The 24,720-nt window shown below is 68.6% G+C and carries 17 protein-coding genes; 12 read left to right on the forward strand and 5 right to left on the reverse strand.

All coding sequences use genetic code 11. The features are described from left to right. Positions 1-193: 193 nt before the first annotated feature. From OHU34_RS38295 to OHU34_RS38315, 5 genes are all read left to right on the forward strand, one after another. Positions 194-1,306, forward strand: a complete 1,113-nt coding sequence (locus OHU34_RS38295) for an extracellular solute-binding protein (RefSeq protein WP_405770731.1) — start codon at positions 194-196, stop codon at positions 1,304-1,306. Positions 1,307-1,369: 63 nt separating this feature from the next. After that, positions 1,370-2,320, forward strand: a complete 951-nt coding sequence (locus OHU34_RS38300; RefSeq protein WP_405770733.1) for a carbohydrate ABC transporter permease — start codon at positions 1,370-1,372, stop codon at positions 2,318-2,320. Continuing rightward, positions 2,313-3,137, forward strand: a complete 825-nt coding sequence (locus tag OHU34_RS38305) for a carbohydrate ABC transporter permease (RefSeq protein ID WP_405770736.1) — start codon at positions 2,313-2,315, stop codon at positions 3,135-3,137. Before OHU34_RS38300 ends, OHU34_RS38305 begins: the two co-directional genes overlap by 8 nt. Positions 3,138-3,170: 33 nt before the next feature. Next, entirely contained in the window at positions 3,171-4,865 is a 1,695-nt protein-coding gene (locus OHU34_RS38310; RefSeq protein WP_405770738.1) for a glycoside hydrolase family 5 protein, read from the forward strand. Positions 4,866-5,060: 195 nt separating this feature from the next. Then, on the forward strand, positions 5,061-8,720 hold the full coding sequence (locus tag OHU34_RS38315; RefSeq protein WP_405770740.1) for a discoidin domain-containing protein: 3,660 nt from the start codon (positions 5,061-5,063) through the stop codon (positions 8,718-8,720). Between the two features lie 243 nt (positions 8,721-8,963). On the opposite strand, the gene OHU34_RS38320 is transcribed toward OHU34_RS38315, so the two are convergent. The 3 genes from OHU34_RS38320 to OHU34_RS38330 are packed head-to-tail and all read right to left on the reverse strand — an operon-like array spanning position 8,964 to position 10,181. Then, positions 8,964-9,239 carry a hypothetical protein gene (locus OHU34_RS38320; protein WP_405770742.1) on the reverse strand — a complete coding sequence of 92 codons (276 nt, stop codon included), beginning with the start codon at positions 9,237-9,239 and terminating at the stop codon, positions 8,964-8,966. 7 nt (positions 9,240-9,246) lie between these two features. Beyond that, positions 9,247-9,597, reverse strand: a complete 351-nt coding sequence (locus tag OHU34_RS38325; protein WP_405770745.1) for a hypothetical protein — start codon at positions 9,595-9,597, stop codon at positions 9,247-9,249. Further along, positions 9,591-10,181 (reverse strand): hypothetical protein, encoded by a 591-nt coding sequence (locus OHU34_RS38330; RefSeq protein ID WP_405770747.1) that lies wholly within the window; start codon positions 10,179-10,181, stop codon positions 9,591-9,593. Before OHU34_RS38330 ends, OHU34_RS38325 begins: the two co-directional genes overlap by 7 nt. A gap of 764 nt (positions 10,182-10,945) precedes the next feature. On the opposite strand from OHU34_RS38330, the gene dctA reads away from it, so the two are divergent. The 3 genes from dctA to OHU34_RS38345 all read left to right on the forward strand — a co-directional run bounded on the left by dctA (position 10,946) and on the right by OHU34_RS38345 (position 14,655). Further along, positions 10,946-12,433 (forward strand): C4-dicarboxylate transporter DctA, encoded by a 1,488-nt coding sequence (dctA, locus tag OHU34_RS38335; RefSeq protein ID WP_405770750.1) that lies wholly within the window; start codon positions 10,946-10,948, stop codon positions 12,431-12,433. A 75-nt stretch (positions 12,434-12,508) separates the two neighbouring features. Further along, on the forward strand, positions 12,509-13,414 hold the full coding sequence (locus OHU34_RS38340) for a LysR family transcriptional regulator (protein WP_405770753.1): 906 nt from the start codon (positions 12,509-12,511) through the stop codon (positions 13,412-13,414). 158 nt (positions 13,415-13,572) lie between these two features. Beyond that, positions 13,573-14,655 (forward strand): tartrate dehydrogenase, encoded by a 1,083-nt coding sequence (locus tag OHU34_RS38345; RefSeq protein ID WP_405770755.1) that lies wholly within the window; start codon positions 13,573-13,575, stop codon positions 14,653-14,655. A 622-nt stretch (positions 14,656-15,277) separates the two neighbouring features. Here OHU34_RS38345 and OHU34_RS38350 read toward each other — a convergent pair. Together OHU34_RS38350 and OHU34_RS38355 are read right to left on the reverse strand one after the other, a co-directional pair. After that, positions 15,278-17,584 (reverse strand): glycoside hydrolase family 3 N-terminal domain-containing protein, encoded by a 2,307-nt coding sequence (locus tag OHU34_RS38350; RefSeq protein WP_405770757.1) that lies wholly within the window; start codon positions 17,582-17,584, stop codon positions 15,278-15,280. 38 nt (positions 17,585-17,622) lie between these two features. Then, the gene (locus OHU34_RS38355) at positions 17,623-18,654 is read right to left on the reverse strand and encodes a LacI family DNA-binding transcriptional regulator (RefSeq protein WP_405770760.1); all 1,032 of its coding nucleotides are present in this window, start codon (positions 18,652-18,654) and stop codon (positions 17,623-17,625) included. Between the two features lie 239 nt (positions 18,655-18,893). Between OHU34_RS38355 and OHU34_RS38360 the strand changes: the two genes are divergently transcribed. From OHU34_RS38360 to OHU34_RS38375, 4 genes are all read left to right on the forward strand, one after another. Beyond that, positions 18,894-20,219 (forward strand): extracellular solute-binding protein, encoded by a 1,326-nt coding sequence (locus OHU34_RS38360; RefSeq protein ID WP_405770763.1) that lies wholly within the window; start codon positions 18,894-18,896, stop codon positions 20,217-20,219. A 50-nt stretch (positions 20,220-20,269) separates the two neighbouring features. Further along, positions 20,270-21,115, forward strand: a complete 846-nt coding sequence (locus OHU34_RS38365; RefSeq protein ID WP_405772502.1) for a carbohydrate ABC transporter permease — start codon at positions 20,270-20,272, stop codon at positions 21,113-21,115. Further along, positions 21,115-22,029, forward strand: coding sequence for a carbohydrate ABC transporter permease (locus OHU34_RS38370; RefSeq protein ID WP_405770766.1), 915 nt, complete (start codon positions 21,115-21,117; stop codon positions 22,027-22,029). Before OHU34_RS38365 ends, OHU34_RS38370 begins: the two co-directional genes overlap by 1 nt. Before the next feature lie 103 nt (positions 22,030-22,132). Next, a complete protein-coding gene (locus tag OHU34_RS38375) occupies positions 22,133-24,682 on the forward strand; it encodes a glycoside hydrolase family 3 C-terminal domain-containing protein (protein WP_405770768.1) in 2,550 nt (849 codons plus the stop codon). Positions 24,683-24,720 lie beyond the last annotated feature (38 nt).

Consider the following 24,720-nt stretch of genomic DNA (forward strand, 5'->3'; position numbering starts at 1 on the left):
ACGTCCGGGAGCGGTCGCCATCGCTCAGCCAGTGCAGGGCCGCAAGCAGGCGAGAGTCACCGAGGAGAGCCCGATGAAGAGAGTGCGCAGAGCTGGCGCAGCAGCAGGCATCATGGCTCTGGCCATGACCGTGGCAGGGTGTGGTGGCACTTCCCCCCAGGCCGACGGGCCGGGAACGATCACGGTGTGGACCATGGAGGACAGCAAGGCTCTGACCACACTGCTGCGTGGCTTCACCAAGGAGACACACGTCAAGGTGAAGGTCCAGGCGATCCCGTGGGCGAACGTCAACGACAAGCTGACCACGGCGGTCGCGTCGGGCAAGGGTCCGGATGTCGTCCAGGTGGGCCTGTCACAGCTGCCGTCCTTCGTGGCCGCAGACGCTCTCGCAGACCTCACCCCCTACGCCAAGGACCACCCCGCCCTCCAGGACTCCCAGTACCTCGACGCCGTCGCCTCGAACAAGCTCCACCCTGACGGCAAGCGGCTCACCATGCCCTGGATCAGTGACGTCCGCGTGCTCTTCTACCGCAGCGACATCCTCGGGAAGGCGGGCATCACCAAGCCGCCCACCACCTGGTCCGAGCTCCACGCGGACGCGGCGAAGCTCGCCGGCCGCGGGCAGGGCAAGTACGGCTTCTACATTCCGCAGTGGGACAGCGCGCTGCCCGCGGAACTGACCTGGCAGGCCGGCGGAGACATCACCGACGCCGCCGGCAAGGTCACCTTCGACAGCCCGCAGTTCAAGAAGGCCGCCGACTACTACCTCTCCTTCTACAAGGACAAGCTCGTCCCGACGGCGTCCGACTTCGACCAGACCCAGGGCCTGGTCTCCGGCGCCACACCCATGCTGATCTCCGGCCCCTATCTGTCCGCCACCATCAACAGCCAGGCACCGGAGCTGGCCGGCAAGTGGGAGGTGGCGCCGCTGCCCGCGGACCGTGCGGGGACATCCCTGTTCGGCGGCTCCAACCTGGGCGTCTGGCGCAACTCCTCACACATCAAGGACTCGCTCCGGTTGCTCGACTACATGGCTCGTCCCGCGACCCAGGTCGCGTGGTACAAGGCCACCAACGATCTGCCGGCCGCCAAGGCGGCACTGGACGACCCCGCGCTCGCCCAGGACCCCAAGGCCCAGGTCTACGTGCGCCAGCTCAAGGACGCCAGGCTGCTGCCCCTCGCGCCGCAGTGGGACAAGATCAGCCAGAGCCTCCTGGACTCCCTGAACAGCGTCGCGCTGAAGGGCGCCGACAAGTCGTCGGCGCTGGCAGGCCTCGACAAAGCCGTCGCCCAAGCGCAGCAGTAGCACCTTCAGGCCTGTGCGGGCGCCGGTCCGGTATCCGGCGCCCGCACCTCGACGGGAGACCGCATGAGCACCGCCACCCAACTCGCCCCCCGCAAGGAACAAACCCCACCGCCTCAGGCCCGTCCGCTGCCCCGAAGGCGCCTCCAACGCCTGGTGCCGTACGTCTTCCTCAGCCCCGCGGTGTTGTGCCTGCTGACCTTCGGCGTGTTTCCGATCGTCCTCGCGGCTCTGGTCAGCCTGACCGACATGAACATCAGCGGGCTCGCCGACTACGGAAACGTCCACTTCATCGGACTCGACAACTACCAGAAGCTGTTGGGCGACGCCGCGTTCTGGGAGGCGCTGCGCAACACGGGCCTCTTCGTCGCCCTGGGCGTTCCCGTCCTGGTCCTCGGTTCACTGATCATCGCCATCGGCCTCAACCGGAGCCGTTCGCGCTTCTTCCGGGCCCTGCGCGCCTTCTACTTCGTGCCCGCGATCACCGCGATCGTGGCCATCTCACTCATCTGGGGCTACCTCTACAACGGCCAGTTCGGGCTGCTGAACTACCTCCTGCACCTGGTGGGTCTCGGCCCCGTGGACTGGCTCAGCGATCCGACCACGGCGAAGTTCTCCGTCGCGCTGGTGGCGATCTGGCGCGGGTCGGGCCTGAACGTGGTCATCTTCCTGGCGGCGCTGCAGGCCATCCCCGAGGACTACTACGAGGCGGCGTCGCTCGACGGCGCCGGGGAATGGCGCAAGATCCTCAGCATCACCGTTCCGCTCCTGCGTTTCGCGATCTTCTTCGTGACGGTCACGACCCTGATCAACTGGATGCAGTTCTTCGACGAACCGTACGTCCTCACCCAGGGCGGGCCGGTGGGCGCGACGACGTCCGTGTCGCTCTACATCTACCAACAGGGCTTCCGTTACAACGCGTTCGGCTTCGCATCGGCGGCGTCGATCGTGCTGTTTCTGATCATCGCGGCCGTCACCGTGATCCAACTGCGCATGAGGAAGGACAGCGATGACTAGTCGCACCCGGCGCCGCCACGTCCTGCCGATCGGCGTCCTCCTCACGATCGGTGCGGTGCTCACCGCGTTTCCGTTCCTCTGGATGCTCACCACCTCTCTCGAACCGGAGAGCGACGCGGTCGCTTACCCTCCGCACGCCGTCCCGTCGAGAATCACCTTCGACAGCTATCTCACCCTGTTCCGCGACCTGGACTTCGGTCCCTACATCGTCAACACCGTCATCGTGGTGCTCATCGGCTTCGCCGGAATGCTGCTGGTGACGATGGCCGGTTACGCGTTCGCCAAGTTCCGCTTCCGCGGTCGCGACGGCCTCTTCATGCTGGTGCTGACCAGCATGATGATCCCGGTGCAGGTCGCCATGGTGCCCACCTACCTTGTCATCAACGGCATCGGGCTCACGGACACCCTGGTCGGTGTCGCGCTTCCGTCGCTCGTCAGCGCGTTCAACATCTTCGTCATCCGCCAGTTCATGACGACCATCCCCGACGAGGTCCTCGAAGCCGCGCGCATCGACGGCGCGAACGAGTTCCGGATCTTCTTCTCGATGGTTCTGCCCATGTGCCGGCCGATCCTCGCGGTCGTGGCCGTGCTGACGTTCATCTCGGGCTGGAACAGCTTCCTGTGGCCACTGATTCTCGCCAACGACCAGCAGAACTACACCCTGGCCGTCGGCCTCTCCCTGCTGAACAAGCAACTGACGGTGGACCCGCCCCTGCAGATGGCCGGCGCCTCACTCATGGTCGTTCCGATCGTCATCGTCTTCGTCGTCTTCCAGAAGCACGTCGTCCAGGGCTTCGCCCTGTCCGGCCTCAAGTGACCCGCAGCCACCAACGTTTCCTGGAGCAACTCCATGACCTCTCCTCCCGCTTGCTTCGACGGATTCCTCCGTGCGGCGGACGGCCGGATCGTCGACGGCACGGGCAATCCCGTGCTCCTGCGCGGTGTGGGACTCGGTAACTGGTTGCTGCCCGAGGGCTACATGTGGAAGTTCACGCCGTCGGCAGCGGCGCAGTCGCCCCGTGAGATCGAGGCGCTCTTCGAGAGCCTCGTCGGCACCACGCGCGCCGACGAGTTCTGGCAGCGTTTCCGGCAGGTCTTCGTCAACGAGGACGACATCGCCCGCATCCGCGCCGAAGGCATGAACCACGTCCGCCTTCCGATCAACTCACGCGTCGTCATGGACGACGACGGCGCTCTCGTCGAAGAGGGCTTCGCGCTGATCGACCAGCTCATCGAGTGGTGCCGAACCCACCGTCTCTGGGTCGTCCTCGACCTCCACGGCGCACCGGGCGGCCAGACCGGCACCAACATCGACGACTCCCCGCGCGGGATCCCGGAGCTGTTCACCGAGCCCCGCTACCGGGAACTGACGATCAGGCTGTGGCGCGCCATCGCCGAGCGCTATCGCGACGAGCCGGTCGTCGCGGCCTACGACCTGCTGAACGAACCGCTGCCCAACGAGTACCAGCACCGCCACGCCGACGACCTCGCCGCCCTCTACATCGATCTGACCAAGGCGATCCGTGAGATCGACCAGAACCATCTGCTGTGCTATGAGGGCACCCACTGGGCCACCAACTGGAGCATATTCACCGAGGTTTGGGACCCGAACTCCATGCTCCAGTTCCACCGGTACTGGTCGCCGCCGGACCGGCCCGGCATCCAGCGGTTCATCGACACCGGGCGCCGGCTCGGTCTGCCCGTCTACATGGGTGAGGGCGGCGAAAACAACCTCGCATGGCTGCAGACCGCCTTCCAGCTGTACGAGGACTGCGGGATCGGCTGGAACTTCTGGCCGTGGAAGAAGATCGACACCCTCACCTCCCCCTGCTCCGTGGACGCGCCCGCCGGGTGGGCCGACATCCTCGCCCACGCCGCGGGATCCGCTCCCCAGCCTCACCCCGACCAGGCATGGGACACACTGACGGCGCTACTCGACGTCATGCCGATCGCCCGCTGCACCTACCGGCCGGAGGTGATCCGAGCACTGATGCGCCGCGTTCCCCTGGAGATCCCGGCGAGCGGATTCGGCTTCCTCGGCGCGGGAGTCTCCTACCGGTCCACGGGAGCCGAACCACTGCGCGGCTTCCGCAGCGACGAGCAGGTGACCATCCGGCACGCCGGGGGGACCGAGCCCGAGAACATCGACTTCGAGCACATGACCGGAGCCCCCCGGACGGTCGACCAGGAACTGTTCCTGGAACTGGGGGCGGGGGACTGGGTCAGATACGACATCGAGGTGACGACCCCGCTGCGTCTTGATGTCCTGGTCGAACTGAGCGCCGACCCAGGTGAGGACCACCCGGCGCCGCTCGACGTCCTCGTCGACAGGGAACCGGCCGACGCCGTCCCCACACCGGGGAACACCCTCGTCCGTGCCGTGACGCCCACGACCGTCCAGCCCGGTCGTCACACTCTGCAGCTCACCGGGCGCGCACCCGCGGTCGTCGTGTGCTTCGTCCACGTCTCCGAAGCGGTACCCGAGCAGCCCAGCGAAGCGGAGGTCGTGCCGGCCGACGCGGACCGTCCCGCTCTCGCCCCCTGACCGGGTGCGCCCGTCCTGACGCGGGCGCACCCACCCCCCACACCCCCCGACCGGGTGCGCCTGTCCTGAACCGGGCGCACCCCCTCTTCACCGGACATGCCCTGAGAGACCGGGCATGTCCGGGCAGCGCCTGCGCCCTCGTTCCGGAAGGGCGCCGGCGTGCTGTGCCAGTCGCGACTGCTCAATGAGGAGCACGTGCGCACATTCACATCCCGCAGACACGGACCGGCCCTGGCGATCTGTCTCGCGACCGTCCTGCTGGTGCAACTGCTCGCCCTCATCACGTCCGCCCCGCCGGCGCACGCCGCCCTGGGCGCCGCAGACTTCCTGAAAGCCGACGGCAAGTACCTCAGGAACAACTCGGGATCCGGGGACATGGTCACCCTTCGCGGCACCAACCTCGGCGGCTGGCTCACCCAGGAAGCGTGGATGTCGCCGCTCGGCGAATTCGCCCTGGACCGGACCGGCTGGACGGCCACCGCCTCGACGAACAGCGCCTCGGCCACGAAGGCTCTGGACGGCGACGCCACGACCGGCTGGTCGACGGGCACCGCGCAGGCCGCAGGTCAGTGGTATCAGATTGACATGGGCACTCCCACCCTGCTCAACCGGGTCTACCTCGACGCGGCGGCCTTCAACGGCGACCAGGCGGCCGGCTACCAGGTCCTCGTGTCCGACGACGCGAGCACCTGGAGCAACGTCGCCAGCGGCTCGGCCGGTGGCCAGCGCACCGCGGTCACTTTCCCCGCGCAGATCGGCCGCTACGTACGGATCGTCCAGACGGGCACCTCGTCACAGCCCTGGACGCTGGCCGAGTTCAACGCGTTCTCCGACCCCGTGCTCCACAACGGCGGCCGCACCGCGACGACCTCCACCACCGGATCCGGATCGGCTCCCGGCGACGCCCTCGACGGAAACCCCGGCACCCGCTGGACGACGGGGACGTCCCAGCAGCCGGGCCAGTGGTTCACCGTCAATCTCGGTGCCGGCACCTCTGTCAGCAAAGTCCTGCTGGACGCGGGACCGACCTCGGCCGGGGACCGGCCGACGTCGTACGAGGTCTGGGGCTCGACGGACAACACCAACTGGTCCAAGTACGCCAGCGGCACCGGCAGCGGTCGCATCACCACCGCCTCGTTCTACGCCACGCAGTACGTGCAGTACCTGAAGATCGTCCAGACCGGCACCAGCAGCAACTGGTGGTCGATCGCCGGCCTCGCGCTCTACTCCGGCGACACCTTCGACCGCTCCGGCTGGAGTGCGACGGCGACCGCGACCGAAAGCGGCGGCTCACCGTCCAAGGCCATCGACGCCAACACCTCAAGCCGATGGAGTACCGGCCAGTCCCAGTCCGCCGGACAGTTCCTGCAGATCGACCTGGGGGCCACCGAAACCTTCAACCAGGTCCAGCTCGACAACACCGCCGACCCAGGCGACTACCCGCGCGGCTACAGCGTGCAGGTATCGACCGACGGCACGCACTGGAACCAGGTCGCGAGCGGCTCCGGATATCCCAAGGCCACCCCCATCAGCTTCCCTGCGGCGAGCGGGCGTTACATCAAGCTGGCCCTCACCGCCTCCAGTTCCGCCTGGTGGTCCGTCGACGAGGCGAGCGTCTCCCTGTACAACGACGACAACAACATGAACGTCGAGTACCAGAGCCGCTTCGGAGCCACCACCACCCAGAGCATCCTGAACACTCACATGAACTCCTGGATCCAGGCATCGGACCTGGACAACATTGCGGCGATGGGCATGAACACCATCCGCCTGCCCATCGGCTGGCGAACACTGCTCAACGACGACGGCACCTGGAAGACCAACGCCTTCACCAAGATTGACTGGCTCGTCTCCCAGGCGGCGCAGCGCAACATCTACGTGATCCTCGACCTGCACTCCCTGCCCGGCGGCAACTGCCCCTGGGGCAGCTGTGGACGCCAGGCCATCAACCCCAACGAGTTCTGGAGCAACGCCACCTACCAGGACTGGGTCAACGACATCTGGCACACCATGGCGGCACGCTACGCCGGAAACCCGACGGTCGCCGGCTACGACCTGATGAACGAACCGCTGCTCAGCTACAACGAGTCGACCAGTGACGTCACCCAGAAGAGCGCCTACTACGACCGGCTCTACAAGACGGTCCGCGCGGTCGACCCCGACCACGTGATCTTCATGCAGGCGTTCTTCAGCTGGGAGAACATCGCCGCGCCGAGCACGTACGGCTGGACCAACGTCGCCTACGAGCTCCACCCGTACAACATGCCCGAAGGCCAGGACCACGACGCCCAGAGCGACCTGGTGCAGACCCAGCTCGCCGCCGTGACCGCCAAGCAGGCGGACCCCGCCTGGCAGGTCCCGGTCCTCTACGGCGAGTACCAGCTCTACCAGCACGACGACGTGTGGCAGCAGTGGATGGCCGGCCTGAACGCCCTGCACGTCTCCTGGACCAACTGGAACTACAAGGTCACCGCCGGGCAGAACGAACCCACCGGCGGCTACTGGGGCTTCTACAACAGCAACTCCAACCCGGTGCCGGTCATCAACAGCGACGACGCGGCGACCATCACCGCGAAACTCGGCAAGTTCACCATCGCCGACTTCCAGCCCAACACCGCCTTCATCGACGACGTGAAACCGCTCACCGGAGGCCGGCCCTGGATGCAGCCGGTCGTCCTGCCGCAGACCGGCTGGAGCGCCACGGCCTCCTCCACCGAGTCCGGCGGCTCGCCCGCAGCCGCCCTTGACTGGAACACCAGCACCCGCTGGAGCACGGGAGCCTCCCAGAGCGACGGTCAGTGGTTCCAGGTCGACATGGGTTCCCTTCAGGCCGTCGACCAGGTGTCCTTCGAAACCAGGTCGAACGAGAGATGGGACTACTCCCGCGCCTACCGGGTCCAGGTCTCCGCCGACGCCAGTACCTGGACGACCGTCCGCAGCGGCGACGGCATCGGATGGAAGCAGGTGCTGGCCTTCGCCCCGCAGTACGCGCGCTACGTCCGCATCACCCAGACGGGCAGCGCCCAGGAATGGTGGTCGATCGCGGAGTTCCACGCCTACGCAGAGCCGGCCCTGGGCCGCGCGTCCTGGACGGCCACGGCCTCCTCGAGCGCGTCGGGCACCACCCCGTCCGCCGCTCTCGACGGCGACTCCGGAACCCGCTGGAGCACCGGCGCGGCGCAGAGCAACAGCCAGTGGTACCAGGTCGACTTCGGCCGGGCGCAGACCTTCGACCAGGTCGTGCTCGACGCGGGCTCAGCGTCCTCCGGTGACTACCCGCGTGGATACGAGATCCAGGTGTCCGACGACGGTTCCACCTGGACGACAGCCGCCACCGGCACCGGCACCGGCTGGGTCACGCTCGCCGACTTCCCCGCCCAGACAGCCCGCTACCTGAAGATCGTCCAGACGGGCACCTCGTCCACCTGGTGGTCTGTCAACGAGCTCTTCGTCTACGGGGAACAGGAGAACAGCGCCACCGGATGGTCGGCGACGGCCTCCTCCACAGGGGCGGGGAGCTCGACGGCCAACGCCTTCGACGGCGACCTCACCACCCGCTGGACCTCGGGCACCCCCCAGGCCTCGGGCCAGTGGTTCCAGCTGGACCAGGGATCGCCCCAGTGGTTCAACCAGATCGTGATGGACGTCGGCACCAGCACCGGGGACTCGGCGGCCAGCTTCGTCGTGCAGACTTCCAACGACGCCAGCACCTGGAAGACCGTCGCCAACGGCGAGGCGAAGGGAGACCTGGTGACCGCCAACTTCCCCATCGTGCAGGCCCGCTACGCCCGGGTGACACTCCAGGCCGCCAGTGCGAAGTGGTGGTCGATCGCGGAGTTCCGTGTGTTCCAGTGAACAGAAGTCCGGGGCCCGCGGTGTCCCGGCTCGGCGCGTCCCCTGCCGCAGCAGCGCCAGGAGACGCCGCCGTCGACCGGGCGCTCGCGGGCGGGTTTCACACAGCGCGAGGGGGCGAGCAGGAATCGTAGCGGCCCCGAGCCGGTGCACACCCCGGCCCTGCTCACCCAGGTCAGCTCGTTCAGTGCCGGGTTCCGACCACGCCGGGCGCAGGCACGGAGCGGACTCGCGGGATGGGCAGCGTCAACAGTCGCAGGGTTCCGACGAACCGGCGGTGCGGGTGGCGCGTACGGTGTGGGGCGATGCTGGAGTAAGGCGGTCGAGGGCCCGCATCACGGTCAGCTTTGTCTGGCCGCGCCACGTATTGTCGTCAATGTCGAAGGACATCGGCACGAGGTAGTCCATCGGATCGATGAGCCACGGCACGGCCGGGCGGTCACCGGTGGCCACCTGCATGAGATCGAGCTGTTCCAGGTAGCCGGCGTAGACCGCCAGCGAGCTGGCCTCGCGGGTGAGCAACCGCTGGTCAGGTGGTTGGGCACAAAGATGCGCGGGTGGAGCGCGCCCCCTGGTAGTGATTGAGGTCCCGCAGACCGTTGTTGGTGTAATTGGCCGTGGACGCGGTCGCCAGGTGCAGGTCCGTCGCCGGGAGTTGGCCGAGGCGGTCGAGGGCGCGCCGCCCGTCGTCCGGAGTACCGTCCCAGCCATTGCCCTCCTTGAGGGCACCAGCCGAATTCTGCCAGCCGGAAGGCGAAGCGGCTGCCGTGTCGCAGCGTGATGTGGAAGTACAGGCTGACCGGCCCACCTGGTGACCGGAGAGCAGGTGGCGGAAGGCGACCACCTGGGCGTGCGGTTCCAGTACGTCGAGCCTCACCATCTCGGTTCCGGGGCCGACGCGGCTGTGGTGACGGGTACCGTGCGGACCACCGTGTCGGGGGCGATGCGCCTACGCCGATCGGACTGGATCGCCGGGTCGGCCTTCATGCGGGCGAGGTCCGAGACCATCACCCCACAGGTCTCCTCGGACGCGTAGACCGTCGCGCCGGTGCGGGCGGCGATGTATGCGGCGTTGTCGGCGTGGTCACCGTGGTCGTGCCCCAGCAGGATCGCGTCGGGCCGGGCGTCAACCAGGTCGGCGATCACCAGGGGGGTGCGGCCGCGTTGAGTCTCCAGACGAGTGATGTAGGTGTCGAGATACAGCAGCCGCCCACACACGGCCGCGGCGAAGCTGGACTTGGACAGCCACGAGAAGACAACCCGGCCCTCGGGCAGGGCCCCGCTGCGAAGGTCGACATGCTCCGGGCCGAACAAGCGGATCCGGGCTGCCACGGTCTCATCGGGCAGCGGCGCACTTCGGGACCGGGTCACGGCGCCGACCGACGGAGCGGTCGCGACACCGGATCCGACCAGGGCCGCGGACAGCGCGGCCGAGGAGTTGGCGAGCAGCTGTCTGCGTTTCAAGACGCCTCCGGGGTATGTGGGAAGGAACCATGGCAAGGCCGGGTTTGTCAGCCCGTCAGCTGAGGTTCGCCACACCGGGCGTGACCGGGAGGCGGTCAGCAGGTGCGAAGGACGGCGAAGGTGAGCCCAGCGCTGAGAATCCGGGTGCTGGATGAGGATGAACGCGTCGGTGAACGCCTGGTGGCCAGGCGGAACGGGGCGAGACCCTGCGACCGAAGCGGCATGCCCGAACACCAGGATGATGGCCGACCGGGGGGCGGTGCCGGAGGGCCGCTGCTTGCTCGTCGGCCGAAGGCAGCCTCGGCTCGATCAGAACTCCGGTAGGCGGATCCGCCGGGCAACGGCTTCCCGACTCCGGTCCGCGTACTGCCTTCCCGTCCGGCCCCAGGTCTTTCACTCAGTGAAGCCGCGGACGTCATTCCTCCTCCTTGAGGCTCGACTGCGCACACTGTGACCGCGTGACGGTCGTCACGTCCAAGACCAAGTTCCTGTAGGGCGTATTGAGGCTGCCTATGAATCGTGACGTGAGGGCGGCACCGTCAGTGCCCCTTGCCATCGGCGGATGACTGCCCACTCATAGGTACTGCCTATGCGGGGCATCGGTTTTTGGTCGTGGACCCGCAGTCGTGTGAGCCGCTTCACTGATCCGTCAGTCAGAGCGGTGCCGCATGTTCGGCGCCGGAGGGGCCCCAGCGCCGCGACCGCCGACCGTCCGGCTCGTCGCTCGGGGGTGTCGCTCACACCGTGCCTGGATGGAGGTTGCAATGACGCATACCCCGGACGATGCCGCAGGTAGCGCAGTGGAGAAAGCCAAGCCGTGGTACTGGCAGCTCTACATACAGGTGCTGGCGGCGATCGTCGTCGGCATTGTGCTGGGGTGGCGGTGGCCCGACGTCGGCACCTCGATGGAGCCGATCGGCACGACCTTCGTCACGGCGATGAAGATGCTCATCGGGCCGATCGTCTTCCTGACCATCATCGGCGGAATCGCCGGCGTTGCGGATCTGAAGAAGGTGGGGCGCACCGGCGTCAAGGCGCTCGTCTACTTCCAGGTGGGCACGATCATCGCGATGACCGCCGGGCTGGTGGCGATCAACCTCTTCCCGCTGGGCGACGGTGTGCACGCCGACGTGAGCAGTCTGCGCACGTCCGGGGACGCGGGTCAGTACATCGACAAAGGGGAACACCAGCACTGGTGGGAGTTCCTGACCAACCTGGTTCCCGACAGCTTCTTCGGCCCCTTCGTCGAGGGGGACATCCTCCAGGTCATCTTCCTCGCGGTGCTCCTCGGGATCGCGCTCAAAACGGTCGGAAAGGCCGGCGAGCCGCTCATCGCCTCGGTCAACCGACTGACCGACGTGGTGTTCAAGGTCCTCTCCTTCGTGATGAAAGCCGCCCCGCTCGGGGCGTTCGGGGCGATGGCCTTCGCCATCGGCAAGTTCGGCCTGTCCACCCTGACCAGTCTCGGCTCGCTGATCCTGCTCTTCTACGTCACCTCGATCCTGTTCGTCGTGGTCGTGCTCGGCGCCGCGCTGGCGGCGTATGTGAAGCTGAGCATCTTCCAGCTGCTGCGCTTCTTCAAGGAAGAGCTCCTCCTGGTCCTGGGCACGTCGACCGCGGAACCCGCACTGCCGGGGCTGATGCGCAAACTGCAGTTCATGGGTGTCGACCGGCCCACGGTCGGACTGGTGGTGCCGACCGGCTACAGCTTCAACCTCGACGGGGCAGCGATCTACCTTTCCCTGGCCACGATGTACATCGCCCAGGCCACCGACACCTCGCTGTCCGTCGGCCAGCAGCTCGGACTGCTCGCGGTGATGCTCCTGACGTCCAAGGGGGCCGCCGGTGTCGCCGGCGGCGGGTTCATCGCCCTGACCGCGACGCTGTCCACCGTGGGACATGTCCCGGCCGCGGGCATCATGCTCGTCTTCGGCATCGACAAGTTCATGTCCGAGTGCCGGGCCCTGGTCAACTTCTGCGGCAATGCCGTGGCCACCCTGTTTGTCGCACGCTGGGAGAATGCCGTGGACCTCGATCGCGCCCGGCAGGTCCTGTCGGGCCGGCTCCCCGAACCCCCTGCAGCGGCCGATCCGCACGAGGGTGCACAGGGTCAGGACGCGGAGCGCCAACCCAGCACGGAGGCCGCTGCCGATGCCGGCGGGGAAGCGCAGGTGAGTACCGGCCGGGAGGACGGACACCACCGCGACAGCGACGGCGTAGTGGCCACGGTGATGTCGCCCCGCTCGACCTGACCGCCGGGACGGTCCCTGCCCCCGCCCGCTGCGCCGTCGATAGGCTGCTCTTGTACGGCCAGCGGAGGAGCCACATTGGACGCCCGGCACCTGCAGTACTTTCTCGCCATCGTGGAGCACGGCGGCTTCAGCAAGGCCGCTGCCGCGCTCCACGTGGCACAGCCGTCCCTGTCGCAGGCGATGGCCAACCTGGAAGCAGACCTGGGAGTCTCCCTCTTCCACCGCATGGGCCGCGGGGTGGTCCTCAGCCAGGCCGGCGCCGAACTCCTCGAACCGAGCCGCCGGGTCTTGCGCGACCTGGACGCCGTACGGCAAAAGGCCACCGCCCTGGCCGACTTGGGGAGCGGCTTCGTGGAGGTGGCCGCCATGCCGTCACCGGGCATCGAACCCCTGACCTCTTTGATCCACCGGTTCACCGCACTGCACCCGTCTGTCACGATCACCACCCGGGCTGCATTCACCCCCGCGGAGACGGTCGACCTGGTCCGCAGCGGAGCCTGCGAACTGGGACTGCTCGGATCGCCCAAACCCGTGACCGTGCCGGGGATCGATGTCCTGCCCGTGGAGGAACAGCCGTTCGTCGTCGTGGCCGCGGCCGACGGCGCTTTCACCGACGGCACGGTACTGAGCCCGGAGGAACTCGCAGGCCAGAAGCTGATCGCATCACGGCCCGGGAGCCTGATGCGCAGCATCGTCGACGACATCACCGCATCGAGCGGCGACACGGAGATCGTTGCGGTCGTCGACCACCGCACCTCCATCCTTCCGCTGGTACTCACCGGCGTGGGCATAGCTGTCCTGCCTGCCGCCTGGACCCGTCTGGCCCGCCGCTGTGGGCTCACGGTCGCCTCCCTGGAACCCACCGCGCACCTGCACGTCGCGATGATCAGCCTCCCCTCCCACCTGACACCCGGCGCACGCGCCTTCCTGGAACTGACCCGCACCCTGGCCCGGCAACGCGCCGACACCGCATCAGGGTGACGTGCCGCCGCCGAACCCATCGGCGGTACCTATGGGGCGGATCGGAAGCAAGTCTTGGACGCCCTACAGCACGGGCGTGTTGACTCGGCATCATCCCACCCACACCCCGCCCACGCTCGGTTGAGTACAGGGCGGTCCCCTGAGCGTCGGAGGCCCCCGTGACCGAGACCCAAACCTTCCGGATCGCCGCGATCCCCGCCGACGGAGTCGGCGCCGAGGTCGTTGCTGCGGGCCGGACCGTGCTGGACGCGCTGGCCACCGATTCCCGCGGAGCTTTCGCCTTTGACTGGCAGGAGTTCCCCTGGGGGTGCGACTACTACGAGCGCACCGGGAAGATGATCGACGACGACGGCCTCGAACAGCTCGAGGACTTCGACGCGATCTACTTCGGCGCAGTCGGCTGGCCCAGCGTCCCCGACCACATCAGCCTGTGGGGGCTGCGCCTGAAGATCTGCCAGAACTTCGACCAGTGGGCCAACGTCCGACCCGTGCACTTCCTGCCCGGCGTCCAAAGCCCTCTGCGCAAAGCCGACGACACCGACCTCGACTGGGTCGTCGTCCGGGAGAACAGTGAGGGCGAATACGCCGGCCTGGGCGGCCGCAATCTCTCCGGCCGCGGCCCCGGCGGCGAAGTCGCCGTCCAGTCCGCCCTGTTCACCGAGGTGGGCTGTGAGCGGATCATGCGCTTCGCCTTCGACCTCGCTCGCACGCGCCCCCGCCGCAAGGTCTCCTCCGTCACCAAGTCCAACGCCCAGCAGTACGGCATGGTCCTCTGGGACGACGTCTTCAAGCGGGTCGCCGCCGACTACCCGGACGTCGAGACCGAGAGCGTCCTGGTCGACGCCATGTCCGCCAAGTTCGTCCTGAAGCCCGAGGACCTCTCCGTCGTCGTCGCCTCCAACCTCAACGCCGACATCCTCTCCGATCTCGGCAGCGCCCTGGCCGGCAGCCTCGGCCTCGCCGCCAGCGCCAACCTCAACCCCGAACGCCGCTTCCCCAGCATGTTCGAACCCGTCCACGGCTCCGCGCCGGACATCGCCGGGCAGGGCCTGGCCAACCCCATCGGCGCCGTCGGTAGCGCCGCACTGATGCTGGAACACTTCGGGCTCACCGAACAGGCCGCACGCTTGCACAAGGCGATCGAAACGACCACCGCTGCGGGCATCCTCACCCGCGACGTCGGCGGCACTGCCACGACCGAACAGGTCACCAAGGCCCTCATCGACGCACTGAACGACTGACGCAACCACTACCCGCACGTCCCGGTCTGCCTCAATGTCGCGCCGGCAGGCCTGGAAGCCGCTCCACAGCGGCACACCCACAGTGCCGGGCCCCTGAGATCCACCAGGGGCCCGGCATTGTCGCCTCCGACCAGCTGGTCTCCTGGGGGGAGGTCATGTCCGCGCACGATCCCAGTCCGGCGCGAAGAACGCGGCGGCCCCTGCCAGGCAGGGCAACCCCTGGCTCAAGGGCGCAGCCACGCCAGGAGAGATCCCAGCAGCAGGCCGACCACGGGTGCCTTCACCGCGAACGGTACGGCCATGCTGAGCGCCTGCATGGGAGTCTGCACCGAGGGAGTCGAACCGGACAGGATCAGCGCGAACCTCGACTGTGGGAACGCAGACCTGCCGAGGCGGGCCGCGTGAAGGGGCCTCACTCGGCGCTCAGCGCGCGGCCGAGTGTCTGGAAAGGGCGCGGCAAGAAGAGTGAAGCCGGCCCTTCCGAGATTCGCGTGCCGGCGTCCGTGATCCGCCCGACAGGTCCTGGCGGCCCAGTAGGCGCGAACTCTGCCCGGATCTCAGCAGGATGGCCGGGCACGGGCGCCGGTGCAGTGGCGTCGGCGGGACGTTCTGGTGTGATGGCTCAGTCGACGTGTGCCGATGTGTGCAGGACCCGGTCGTGGCCGACCTGGCGGACCGGCCCGGTGAGGTGGACGCCGGCGGTGAGCCGGATGTCGGTGCTGGAGGTGCCGAGCATGACGGTGATCTCGCCAGGTTCGACGATGCGGCGCAATTCCGGGCCGGTGTAGGCGAGTCGGTCCGCGTGCAGCCGGAAGCTGACCCGGCGCTCCTCGCCGGGGTCCAGCCGGACCCGCGTGAAGCCGGTCAACTGGATTACAGGCCGGGGCAGTTGTGCCACAGGATCGGCGGTGTACAGCTGCACGACCTCAGCACCGGTGCGCTCGCCCGTGTTGCGGACCCGGCAGCCGATCTCCACCTCCCCGTCCGTCGGGATCTCCTCGGCACTCACCTCGAGCCGGTCGTAGGCGAATGTGGTGTAGGACAGCCCGTGCCCGAAGGGGTAGGCGGGGGTGGGGTCGAGGGTGCTTACGCCTTGGCTGTGGCCGCCCAGCGGGGCGTGCAGATAGGTGCCCGGCTGGCCGCCCGGTGTGCGGGGGATCTGTACGGGCAGCTTCCCGGACGGATTGACGCGCCCGGAGAGCACACCGGCCAGGGCACCTCCGCCCTCCTCCCCGGGGAAGAAGACCTGGACGACGGCGGCCGCGCGGTCGGTGTACGCGCCGAGCGCGTAGGGGCGTCCCGACACGACGAGCAGCACCAGCGGCGTGCCGGTGTCCAGGAGCGCCTCCACCAGTTCCGCCTGCACTCCGGGCAGGGCGAGGTCTTCCGCGTCACAGCCCTCCCCGGAGGTGCCTGCGCCGAAGAGGCCCGCCCGGTCGCCGACCACGGCGACGCAGACGTCCGCCCGCCGGGCCTCCGTCACGGCCGCGTCGAATCCGCTGCGGTCGACGTCCCGAACGGGACACCCCGGTTCGTAGGCGATCCGTGCCGAAGGGAATTCGGCCGCGAGCGCCTCCAGTAGCGAGCGGGTCTCGATGCCGTTGTCGTGGCCGGGGTGGTGGGGCAGGACGTGATTGGGGAAGGAGTAGCAGCCGAAGAAGGCGTTGGGGTCGTTGGCACAGGGGCCGACGAGGGCTATGGAGGCAGCGTCCGGCGACAGCGGGAGCAACCCGGCGGGGTTGTCGAGCAGGACGATGCTCTGCTCGGCCAGTTCCCGGGCGAGGGCGCGGTGCGCGGGAGGGTCGAGGTCGACGGAGTTCCCGGCGGGGGCCTCTGGTGTGAAGTCGGCGTCCAGCAGACCCAGTTCGGCCTTCTGGCGCAGGACGCGGCGAACCGCCCGGTCGACCAGGTCCTCGCTGACGGCGCCGGTGCGGACGAGTTCGGCGAGCGGCTCGCCGTAGCACAGGGTGTCGGGCAGTTCGACGTCGATCCCCGCCTCGAGCGCGCGGGCCGCGGCCTCCCCGTCGGTGGCCGCGATCCGGTGCATCGTGCGCAAGAAAGCCACCGACCAGTAGTCGGAGACGACGGTGCCCTCGAAACCCCACTCCTCGCGCAGCAGCCGGGTGAGGAGGCCGGCGTCGGCGCCCGCCGGCATGCCGTCGACGTCGGCGTAGGAGTTCATGACCGAGCGCGCCCCGCCTTCGCGGATCGCCATCTCGAAGGGGGGCAGGATCACGTCGGTGAACTCGCGTGGCCCCATGGAGACGGGGGCGTGGTTGCGGGCCGCCTTGGACGCCGAGTAGCCGGCGAAGTGCTTGAGCGTGGCGATGATCCCGGCGCTCTCCAGGCCGCGCACGTAGGCGGTGCCGGTCATGGCCACGAGGTAGGGGTCCTCGCCGAGGGTCTCCTCGACCCGGCCCCAGCGGTAGTCGCGTACGACGTCCAGGACGGGGGACAGGCCCTGGTGGACGCCGACCTGGCGCATGCTGGTCCCGATGGCGTGTGCCATCCGCTCGACCAGGGCCGGGTCGAAGGCGGCGGCCCAGGCCAGGGCGGCGGGGAACACGGTGGCGCGGTAGGCGGTGAAGCCGGTGAGGCACTCCTCATGTGCGACGGCGGGGATGCCCAGCCGGGTGCCGGCCATCAGTTCGCGCTGCATCACGGCGAGTTGACGGGCCCCGTCGGCGGGCTCCACGGGCTTGGTGCCGAACGGCCGGGTCAGGTGGCCCAGGCCGTTCTTGCTCGCGGCCGCGAAGTCGGTGTGCCGGGCGAAGACGTCCTGCATGGGGGCGACGTTGCCGCTGACGCGTTCCACGCCGGGCCACGAGCTGCCGAGCTGGGCGAGTTTCTCCTCCAGGGTCATCTCGGCCAGCAGGGCCTCGACTCTGTCGTCATGGGGGCAGGCCGGATCGGCCCAAGGTGCGGTCATCGTGCGTCCCTTGAGATGGTGGCGTCGGGCAGGGCGTCTCAGGTGTTGGACTTCGGCGGGGCGGTGGAGGCCCGGACGATGAGCTGCGTGGCCAGCTCGATCCGGTGGCTGTCGAGTGTCTCTCCCGCCGCCAGGCGCAGCAGCGTGCGCAGGGCGGCACGGCCGATCTCGGCCAGCGGCTGGCGCACGGTGGTCAGCGGTGGGGCCGAGGTGCCGGCGGCGACGGTGTCGTCGAATCCGACGACGCTGAGGTCGTCGGGGATGCGCAGCCCGTTTGCCCTGGCGGCCTCCATGACGCCGAACGCTTCCAGGTCGTTGCCCGTGAAGATGGCGGTGGGGGGCTCGTCCAGCGCGAAGAGCTCGAGCGCAGCCTGGTAGGCGGGTTCGAAGCGGAAGTCGCCGCGCTTGATGAGGGCGGGGTCGGGGGTGATCCCGGCGCCGCCGAGTGCGGCCTGGTAGCCGTGCAGACGGGCGGTGTTGCAGACCGCGTCGTGTCGGCCCTCGATCATCGCGATCCGGCGGTGCCCGAGCTTCAGCAGATGTGCGGTGGCGGCCATACCGCCGCTGAAGTTGGTCGCGCCGATGCTCGGTACGGACTCGTCGGGCACGTTCATCGGATCGATGAGCACCAGCGGGATGCCGGCCTGCGCGAACTGCGCCCGCTGTTGGGGGGTCAGTTCGGAGGTCACGAGGATGACGCCCTCCCGCCCGGCGTTGGTGACCTTCCGTGCCCACGAGGCGCCCAGCGGGTCGTCGGGTGTCACGCCGACGACGACGTCGACCCCCGCGTCGGCGGCGGCCTCTGTGACGCCGCGCATGATCACCAGGTCGTTGGGGTTGACCAGCTGGTCGAAGGTCAGGTCGATGGTACGGACCGGAGCCTGGATTCCGCCCGGCCCTCTTGCCACGTAGTCGTTCTCGACGAGCAGACGCTCGATGCGGGCCCGGGTCTCGGGGGACACGTCACTGCGGCCGTTGACCACCTTCGACACCGTGGCCACGGAGACACCGGCCGCTTCGGCGATGCCGGTCAGCGTGGTCCGGTTCCGACCGACGGCTGTCTTCGCCATGCTGATCCCTTTCGGAGGTCTGTAGGGAACGTAGCGCAAGCTTTCGGGGAGGTCCAGTGAACTGCGCCTGCTCAAGATTTGTTCTGGAGTGCACTCCTCATGGTTCTGCGGAACCAAGCACGGCCAACCTCTTGACCCTCGAAACGTCACCTCCTACTTTATGGCCGGAAAGAGCAGAGGTTTCGAAAACTTTCGAGCCGCGAACGGCATCGGACCTCTGAGGAGCAAGGGAGCTCACGATGGCCACGACGAAATCCCCCCGCGTACTGATGACCGCGACCGCGGTTGCCGCATCCCTGGCGCTGACGCTGTCGGCCTGTGGCAGCAGTGGACGCTCCAGTGGCGGCGGCGCCGGTGACGGTGCACTGGTGTGGGCGCTGACGCAGGGGTCCGAGGCGACGTTCCGTGCCTCGGCCACGGAGTGGAACAAGGCCCACCCCGACAGCAAGGTCGACTACCAGTTCTTCCAGAACGACCCGTACAAGCAGAAGCTGCGCACGGCCGTCGGCGCCGGCAACGGACCGGTGCTCTTCGAGAACTGGGGCGGGGGCGCGCTGAAGGACTATGTGGACGCGGGCAAGGTCGCCGATCTCACGCCCGACCTGGACAAGAACCCCGAGTGGAAGAATCGGATCTTCCCGTCGGTGCTCAAGGCGGCCACGGTCGACGGCAAGGTCTACGGCGTCCCTGTCAACGGCGTGCAGCCGGTGGTCCTGTACTTCAACAAGGACCTGTTCGCCAAGGCCGGTGCTCAGCCGCCCAAGACCTGGGAGGACCTGCTGGCCCTGGTGAAGAAGTTCAAGGCCGAGGGGGTCGCGCCGATCTCCATGGGCGGCGCTTCCAAGTGGCCCGACCTGATGTGGCTGGAGTACCTGGTCGACCGGGTCGGCGGCCCCGAGGTCTTCGCGAACATCGCGGCCGGCAAGAAGGGCGCCTGGTCGGACCCGGCGGTGCTGAAGGCCGCGCAGATGATCAGGCAGCTGGTCGACGCGGGTGGCTTCGCGAAGGGGTTCACCTCGGTCACGGCCGACGCGGGCCAGGCCGAGGCGCAGATGTACACCGGCAAGGCGGCCATGATCCTCCAGGGCGGCTGGGCGTACAGCACCATCGTCAGCGGCGCGCCCAAGTTCGTCGCGGAGGGCAAGCTCGGCTGGAGCGGGTTCCCGGCCGTCGCGGGCGGCAAGGGCGACGCGAGCAACATCGTCGGCAACCCCGCCAACTTCTACTCCCTGTCGGCGCAGGCGAGCGCCAAGGAGAAGAAGACCGCCGTGTCCTACCTCAAGGACGGCGTCTACAACGACAACTACGTCGACAACCTGCTCAAGAACGGCGACGTCCCTCCCGTGAAGGACCTGGACGCCAAGATCAAGGCCACCGAGAACCCCGACTGGCTGACGTACGCCTACCACCTGACCCAGAACGCCGAGAGCTTCCAGCTCTCCTGGGACCAGGCGGTCAGCCCCCAACTCGGCCAGGAACTGCTCACCCACCTCGACCAGCTCTTCCTCGGCGAGATCAGCCCGCAGCAGTTCTGCTCCCAGATGGACAAGGCGGCGACCCAGTGAGTGCGGTCAAGGCCCCCGCGTCCGCCGGGCGTGGCGGACCGCCCTTCCTGATGGCCGTGCCCGCTCTGGCGCTCTTCGCCCTGTTCGCGCTCGTGCCGATGGCGATCGTGGTCTACCTCAGCTTCACCCACTGGGACGGCCTGGGCACGCCTGCCTGGGCCGGGACCGACAACTGGCACACGGCCCTCACCAGCGACGTCACCCGGCATGCGCTGTGGCTCACGGGCAAGTTCATGCTGGTGTCCTGGCTGGTGCAGACCCCCATCAGCCTGTTGCTCGGCGTGTTCGTCGCGGGCCGGCAGCGCTACCGGGCCCTGTTCGCCGTGTTCTACTTCGTGCCGCTGCTGATCTCCTCGGCCGCGATCGCGATCATCTTCAAGAACCTGCTCGATCCGAACTTCGGCCTCGGCGCGACCCTGCACCTGCCCCTGCTGAACCAGAACTGGCTGGGGGACCCCCAACTCGCCTTCTTCACAGTCGTGTTCGTCATCTCCTGGCAGTTCGTGCCGTTTCACACCCTGCTCTACCAGGCCGGCGCACGGCAGATCCCCGCCTCGCTGTACGAGGCCGCGTCGATCGACGGGGCGAGCCGGCTCAAGCAGTTCTGGCACATCACCCTGCCCCAGCTGCGGTACACAGTCGTCACCTCCTCGACGCTGATGCTGGTCGGCTCCCTCACCTACTTCGACCTGGTCTTCGTCCTCACCGGCGGAGGCCCCGGATACGCCACCCGCCTGCTGCCCCTGGACATGTACATCACCGGGTTCCAGAGCAACCAGATGGGTCTCGCCAGCGCCGTCTCCGTAATCCTGGTCGCAGCCGGGCTCCTCCTCTCCCTGATCGTCGTCCGCTTCTCCGGCTTCTCCCGTATGCGAAGCCAGCAGGCAGGTATGTGATGTCCGCGCTCTCCCACGCCCCGTCCACCGACTCCCCGCCCCCCGCGCGGCCTCGGCGTGTCACCTCCCCCCAGAAGCCGCGCGGCCGGATCGGCCGATTGCGCCGGGCCAACCCCCTCGGTGCGTTGGGCGGTCTGTTCTGGCTGGTGATCACCCTGGTCCCGGTGTACTGGGTGGTCGTGACCAGCCTGCGCACCCGCGAGGGCTTCTTCGACGCCAACCCGCTCGCCCTGCCGACCGACCCCACCCTCGCGAACTACCGTCAGGTCCTGGACAGCGGCTTCTGGCACTACCTCCTGAACAGCGTCCTGGTCACGGCCGGCGCGACGGCGTTGACGCTGGTCGTGTCGTTCTTGGCGGCGTACGCCATCGTCCGCGGCACCACCCGCGCACTGCGCTGGGCCTTCAGCGTCTTCCTGCTGGGCCTGGCGATCCCGCTGCAGGCCACGATCATCCCGGTGTACTACCTGATCGCCAAGGCGCAGATGTACGACACCCTGCCCGCCATCGTGCTCCCGTCGGCGGCGTTCGCCATTCCGCTCACCGTGATTATCCTGGTGAACTTCCTGCGCGACATCCCCGACGAGCTGTACGAGTCGATGCGCGCGGACGGAGCCGGTCACTGGCGGATGCTGTGGAGCCTGGTGCTGCCGCTTTCCCGACCCGCCCTGATCACCGTCACGATCTATGACGCGCTCAACGTCTGGAACGGCTTCCTCTTCCCGCTGATCCTGACCCAGAGCCCCGACAAGCGGGTCCTGCCGCTGTTCGTGTGGGGCTTCCAGGGCGAATTCACCATCAACGTCCCGGCGATCCTGGCGGCCGTGGTCCTGTCCACCCTGCCGATCCTCGCGCTCTACGTCGTCGGCCGCCGCCAGCTCATCAGCGGCCTCACCGCCGGCTTCGGCAAGTAGCGCCTCCCAAGAACCGCCGGGGTCCCCCTTCGGCACTCAGCGATCACGAGGAAGTGATGCCATGCTGCCCGCACCCAGAGCCACCACGAGGACCCGAAAGGGGATGCGCACACTCGCCGCCCTCGCCGTCACCGCCGTGCTGGCCACACTCACCGGCATGGCACCCACCGGCGCCGCCGAGGCCCCGGCCGGACAGCCGTGGCGCGACCCCAACCAGCCCGCCGCGCAGCGCGCCCGGCAACTGCTGACCGTACTGAGCCAGGACGAGAAGATCGCCGTCGCCCTGGACGACCTCGCACCGCTCGCCAGATACGGCGTCCCGCTGCTGAACTCCCACGACGGACCCAGCGGCATCGGGCTGTCCGGAACCACCGCGTTCCCGTCCTCACAGGCGCTGGCGGCCACCTTCGACCCGGGCCACGCCCAGGCTGTCGGCACCGCCATCGCCGACGAGCTGCGAGGCAAGGGACGCAACGTCTGGCTCGGCCCCGCGGCCGACATCACCCGCACCCCACTGGCCGGGCGGCAGCCGGAAAGCCTGGGCGAAGACCCCTATCTGGCAGGACAGTTGGCAACAGCGGAGGCCGCCGCGGCCAAGTCGCACAACGTCCTGGTCACCGCCAAGCACTACGCCGGCAACAACCAGGAGTACTACCGCACCGGCCTTGAGACGGCCACCGGACGGACCGGGGGAGTGGACGTCGAGGTCTCCGAACGGGCGCTGCGCGAGATCTACGGCAAGCCCTTCGACCAGCTGGTCACCGAGGGTGGAGCCGACGCGGTGATGTGCTCCTACAACCGCGTGGGCGGCACCCAGGCATGCGAGAACAAGCATCTGCTGGACCGGCTGAAACCGCAGTTCGACGGTGTCGTCACCCCCGACTACGGCCTGGCCGTGCGCGACCAGGCCGCCGCCGCCAACGCAGGCGTCGACATACCCCAGTACGACCAGGGCAGCGGCGGCCGGACGGTCGGCATCTTCACTTCCGGTGCCGTCCCGCAGTCCCGGCTCGACGACATCGTGCGCCGCACCCTGTTCGCGATCTTCGACTCCGGGGTGTTCGACCATCCGGTCGGCTCCGCCCAGGACGTCGTGTCCACCGCCGCCCACGGCCGCCTGGCGGCCGACGTGGCGGCCGACTCCATGGTCCTTCTGCGCAACGAGGACCATACGCTCCCGCTGTCCGCCAAGCCGGGCGCTTCGATCGCGGTGATCGGCCCGTCGGGTGAGGACGCCCTCTACACAGGCGGCGGCTCCGCAGCGGTCCCGACCACCGTGGGCGCCAACGTGACCCCGCTGCACGGCATCACCGCCCGGGCCGGCACGTCCGTCACCGTGACCACGGCCCAGGGCTCCGCCGGTGACACCGCGGCCAGGACCTCCCTGCCGTCCGAAGCGCTCAGGCCCGCCGACGGCGGGGGCCATGGAGTGACGGCCACCTACTGGAACGACACCGACTTCCGCGGAACTCCCGCGGCCACCCGTACCGAAAACGGTCCGGGCCTCACCACCCCACCAGCATCTCTGGCCTCCGCGTACTCCGTGCGCTGGACCGGCACCCTCACCCCGCCCGAGACGGGGCTGTACCGGTTCACGATGCTCGGCCGCGGCATCACCTCCGTGTATGTCGACGGCAAGAAGATCGGCACCGGCTACCGGGAGGGCGCCTCCTTCCTCGCCGGCCCCCAGTACCCCGTCCAGGGCACGATCCGGCTCGCAGCGGGCCGTCCGGTCGATCTCCGTGTCGACTACAGCGCCTCCCTCGGCCGCCCCTCGCTCACTGTCGGCTGGCAGACGCCGGCGCAGTCGCAGATCCCCGCGGCCGTGGCGGCGGCCGGCAAGGCCGACGTGGCTGTCGTGTTCGCCCAGGCGGCATCCGGTGAGGGCATGGATCACTCCACCCTCGCCCTGCCCGGTGACCAGGACCAGCTCATCGAAGCGGTCGCGAAGGCCAACCCCCGCACCGTCGTCGTCCTCAACACGGGCGGCCCCGTGCTGATGCCGTGGCTGCGCGACGTGGATTCCGTCGTCCAGGCCTGGTACCCGGGCCAGGAGTTCGGCACCGCCCTCGCCCGGATCCTCTTCGGCGACACCAACCCCAGCGGGCGGCTCCCGGTCACCTTCCCCGCATCCGACACCCAGGGCCCCGCCGCGGCCAACGCACCGCTGACCTACCCGGGCGTCATGACCCCGACGGGGCCGGCCCAGTCGTACGCCGAAGGAATCTACGTCGGCTACCGCTGGTACCAGAAGACCGGTCAGAAACCGCTGTTCCCGTTCGGATACGGCCTGTCCTACGGCACGTTCACGACCCGCGCCCAGGTCGCCTCACAGACCGCCGGGGACACCATCGGTCAGGTCCGCGTGCAGGTGCGCAACACCGGAGGGCAGCCGGGCAGGACGACCGTCCAGGTATACGTCGGGCACCTGCCCACCGCGGTCGACACACCGTCGCGGCAACTGGCCGGGTTCCGCGGCCTGGAGGTGAAGCCGGGCCAGGAGGGACACGCGACGATCGCGGTCGACCGGCGTTCGGTGTCCTACTTCGACGAAGGCCGCGACGCCTGGGTCACGCCCAGGGGACGGACGCCCGTCTATGTCGGGACCTCCGCCGCCGACGCCCGGCTGGCCGGCTGGCTGAACGTGCGCTGACCGGCAGCCGAACCGCCAGTGACACGTGCGGGCCTTGC

Origin of the sequence: Streptomyces sp. NBC_00080 (genome assembly GCF_045041255.1) — a bacterium.
In the GTDB taxonomy this organism is placed as follows: domain Bacteria; phylum Actinomycetota; class Actinomycetes; order Streptomycetales; family Streptomycetaceae; genus Streptomyces; species Streptomyces coriariae.

What these genes read in the sequence shown, in the direction of transcription:
- OHU34_RS38295 (WP_405770731.1), top strand. Translation starts at nt 194, where the DNA reads ATGGAGGACAGCAAGGCTCTGACCACACTGCTGCGTGGCTTCACCAAG.
- OHU34_RS38300 (WP_405770733.1), top strand. Translation starts at nt 1,370, where the DNA reads ATGAGCACCGCCACCCAACTCGCCCCCCGCAAGGAACAAACCCCACCG.
- OHU34_RS38305 (WP_405770736.1), top strand. Translation starts at nt 2,313, where the DNA reads ATGACTAGTCGCACCCGGCGCCGCCACGTCCTGCCGATCGGCGTCCTC.
- OHU34_RS38310 (WP_405770738.1), top strand. Translation starts at nt 3,171, where the DNA reads ATGACCTCTCCTCCCGCTTGCTTCGACGGATTCCTCCGTGCGGCGGAC.
- OHU34_RS38325 (WP_405770745.1), bottom strand. Translation starts at nt 9,597, where the DNA reads ATGGTGAGGCTCGACGTACTGGAACCGCACGCCCAGGTGGTCGCCTTC.
- dctA (WP_405770750.1), top strand. Translation starts at nt 10,946, where the DNA reads ATGACGCATACCCCGGACGATGCCGCAGGTAGCGCAGTGGAGAAAGCC.
- OHU34_RS38350 (WP_405770757.1), bottom strand. Translation starts at nt 17,584, where the DNA reads ATGACCGCACCTTGGGCCGATCCGGCCTGCCCCCATGACGACAGAGTC.
- OHU34_RS38355 (WP_405770760.1), bottom strand. Translation starts at nt 18,654, where the DNA reads ATGGCGAAGACAGCCGTCGGTCGGAACCGGACCACGCTGACCGGCATC.
- OHU34_RS38360 (WP_405770763.1), top strand. Translation starts at nt 18,894, where the DNA reads ATGGCCACGACGAAATCCCCCCGCGTACTGATGACCGCGACCGCGGTT.
- OHU34_RS38365 (WP_405772502.1), top strand. Translation starts at nt 20,270, where the DNA reads ATGGCCGTGCCCGCTCTGGCGCTCTTCGCCCTGTTCGCGCTCGTGCCG.
- OHU34_RS38370 (WP_405770766.1), top strand. Translation starts at nt 21,115, where the DNA reads ATGTCCGCGCTCTCCCACGCCCCGTCCACCGACTCCCCGCCCCCCGCG.
- OHU34_RS38375 (WP_405770768.1), top strand. Translation starts at nt 22,133, where the DNA reads ATGCGCACACTCGCCGCCCTCGCCGTCACCGCCGTGCTGGCCACACTC.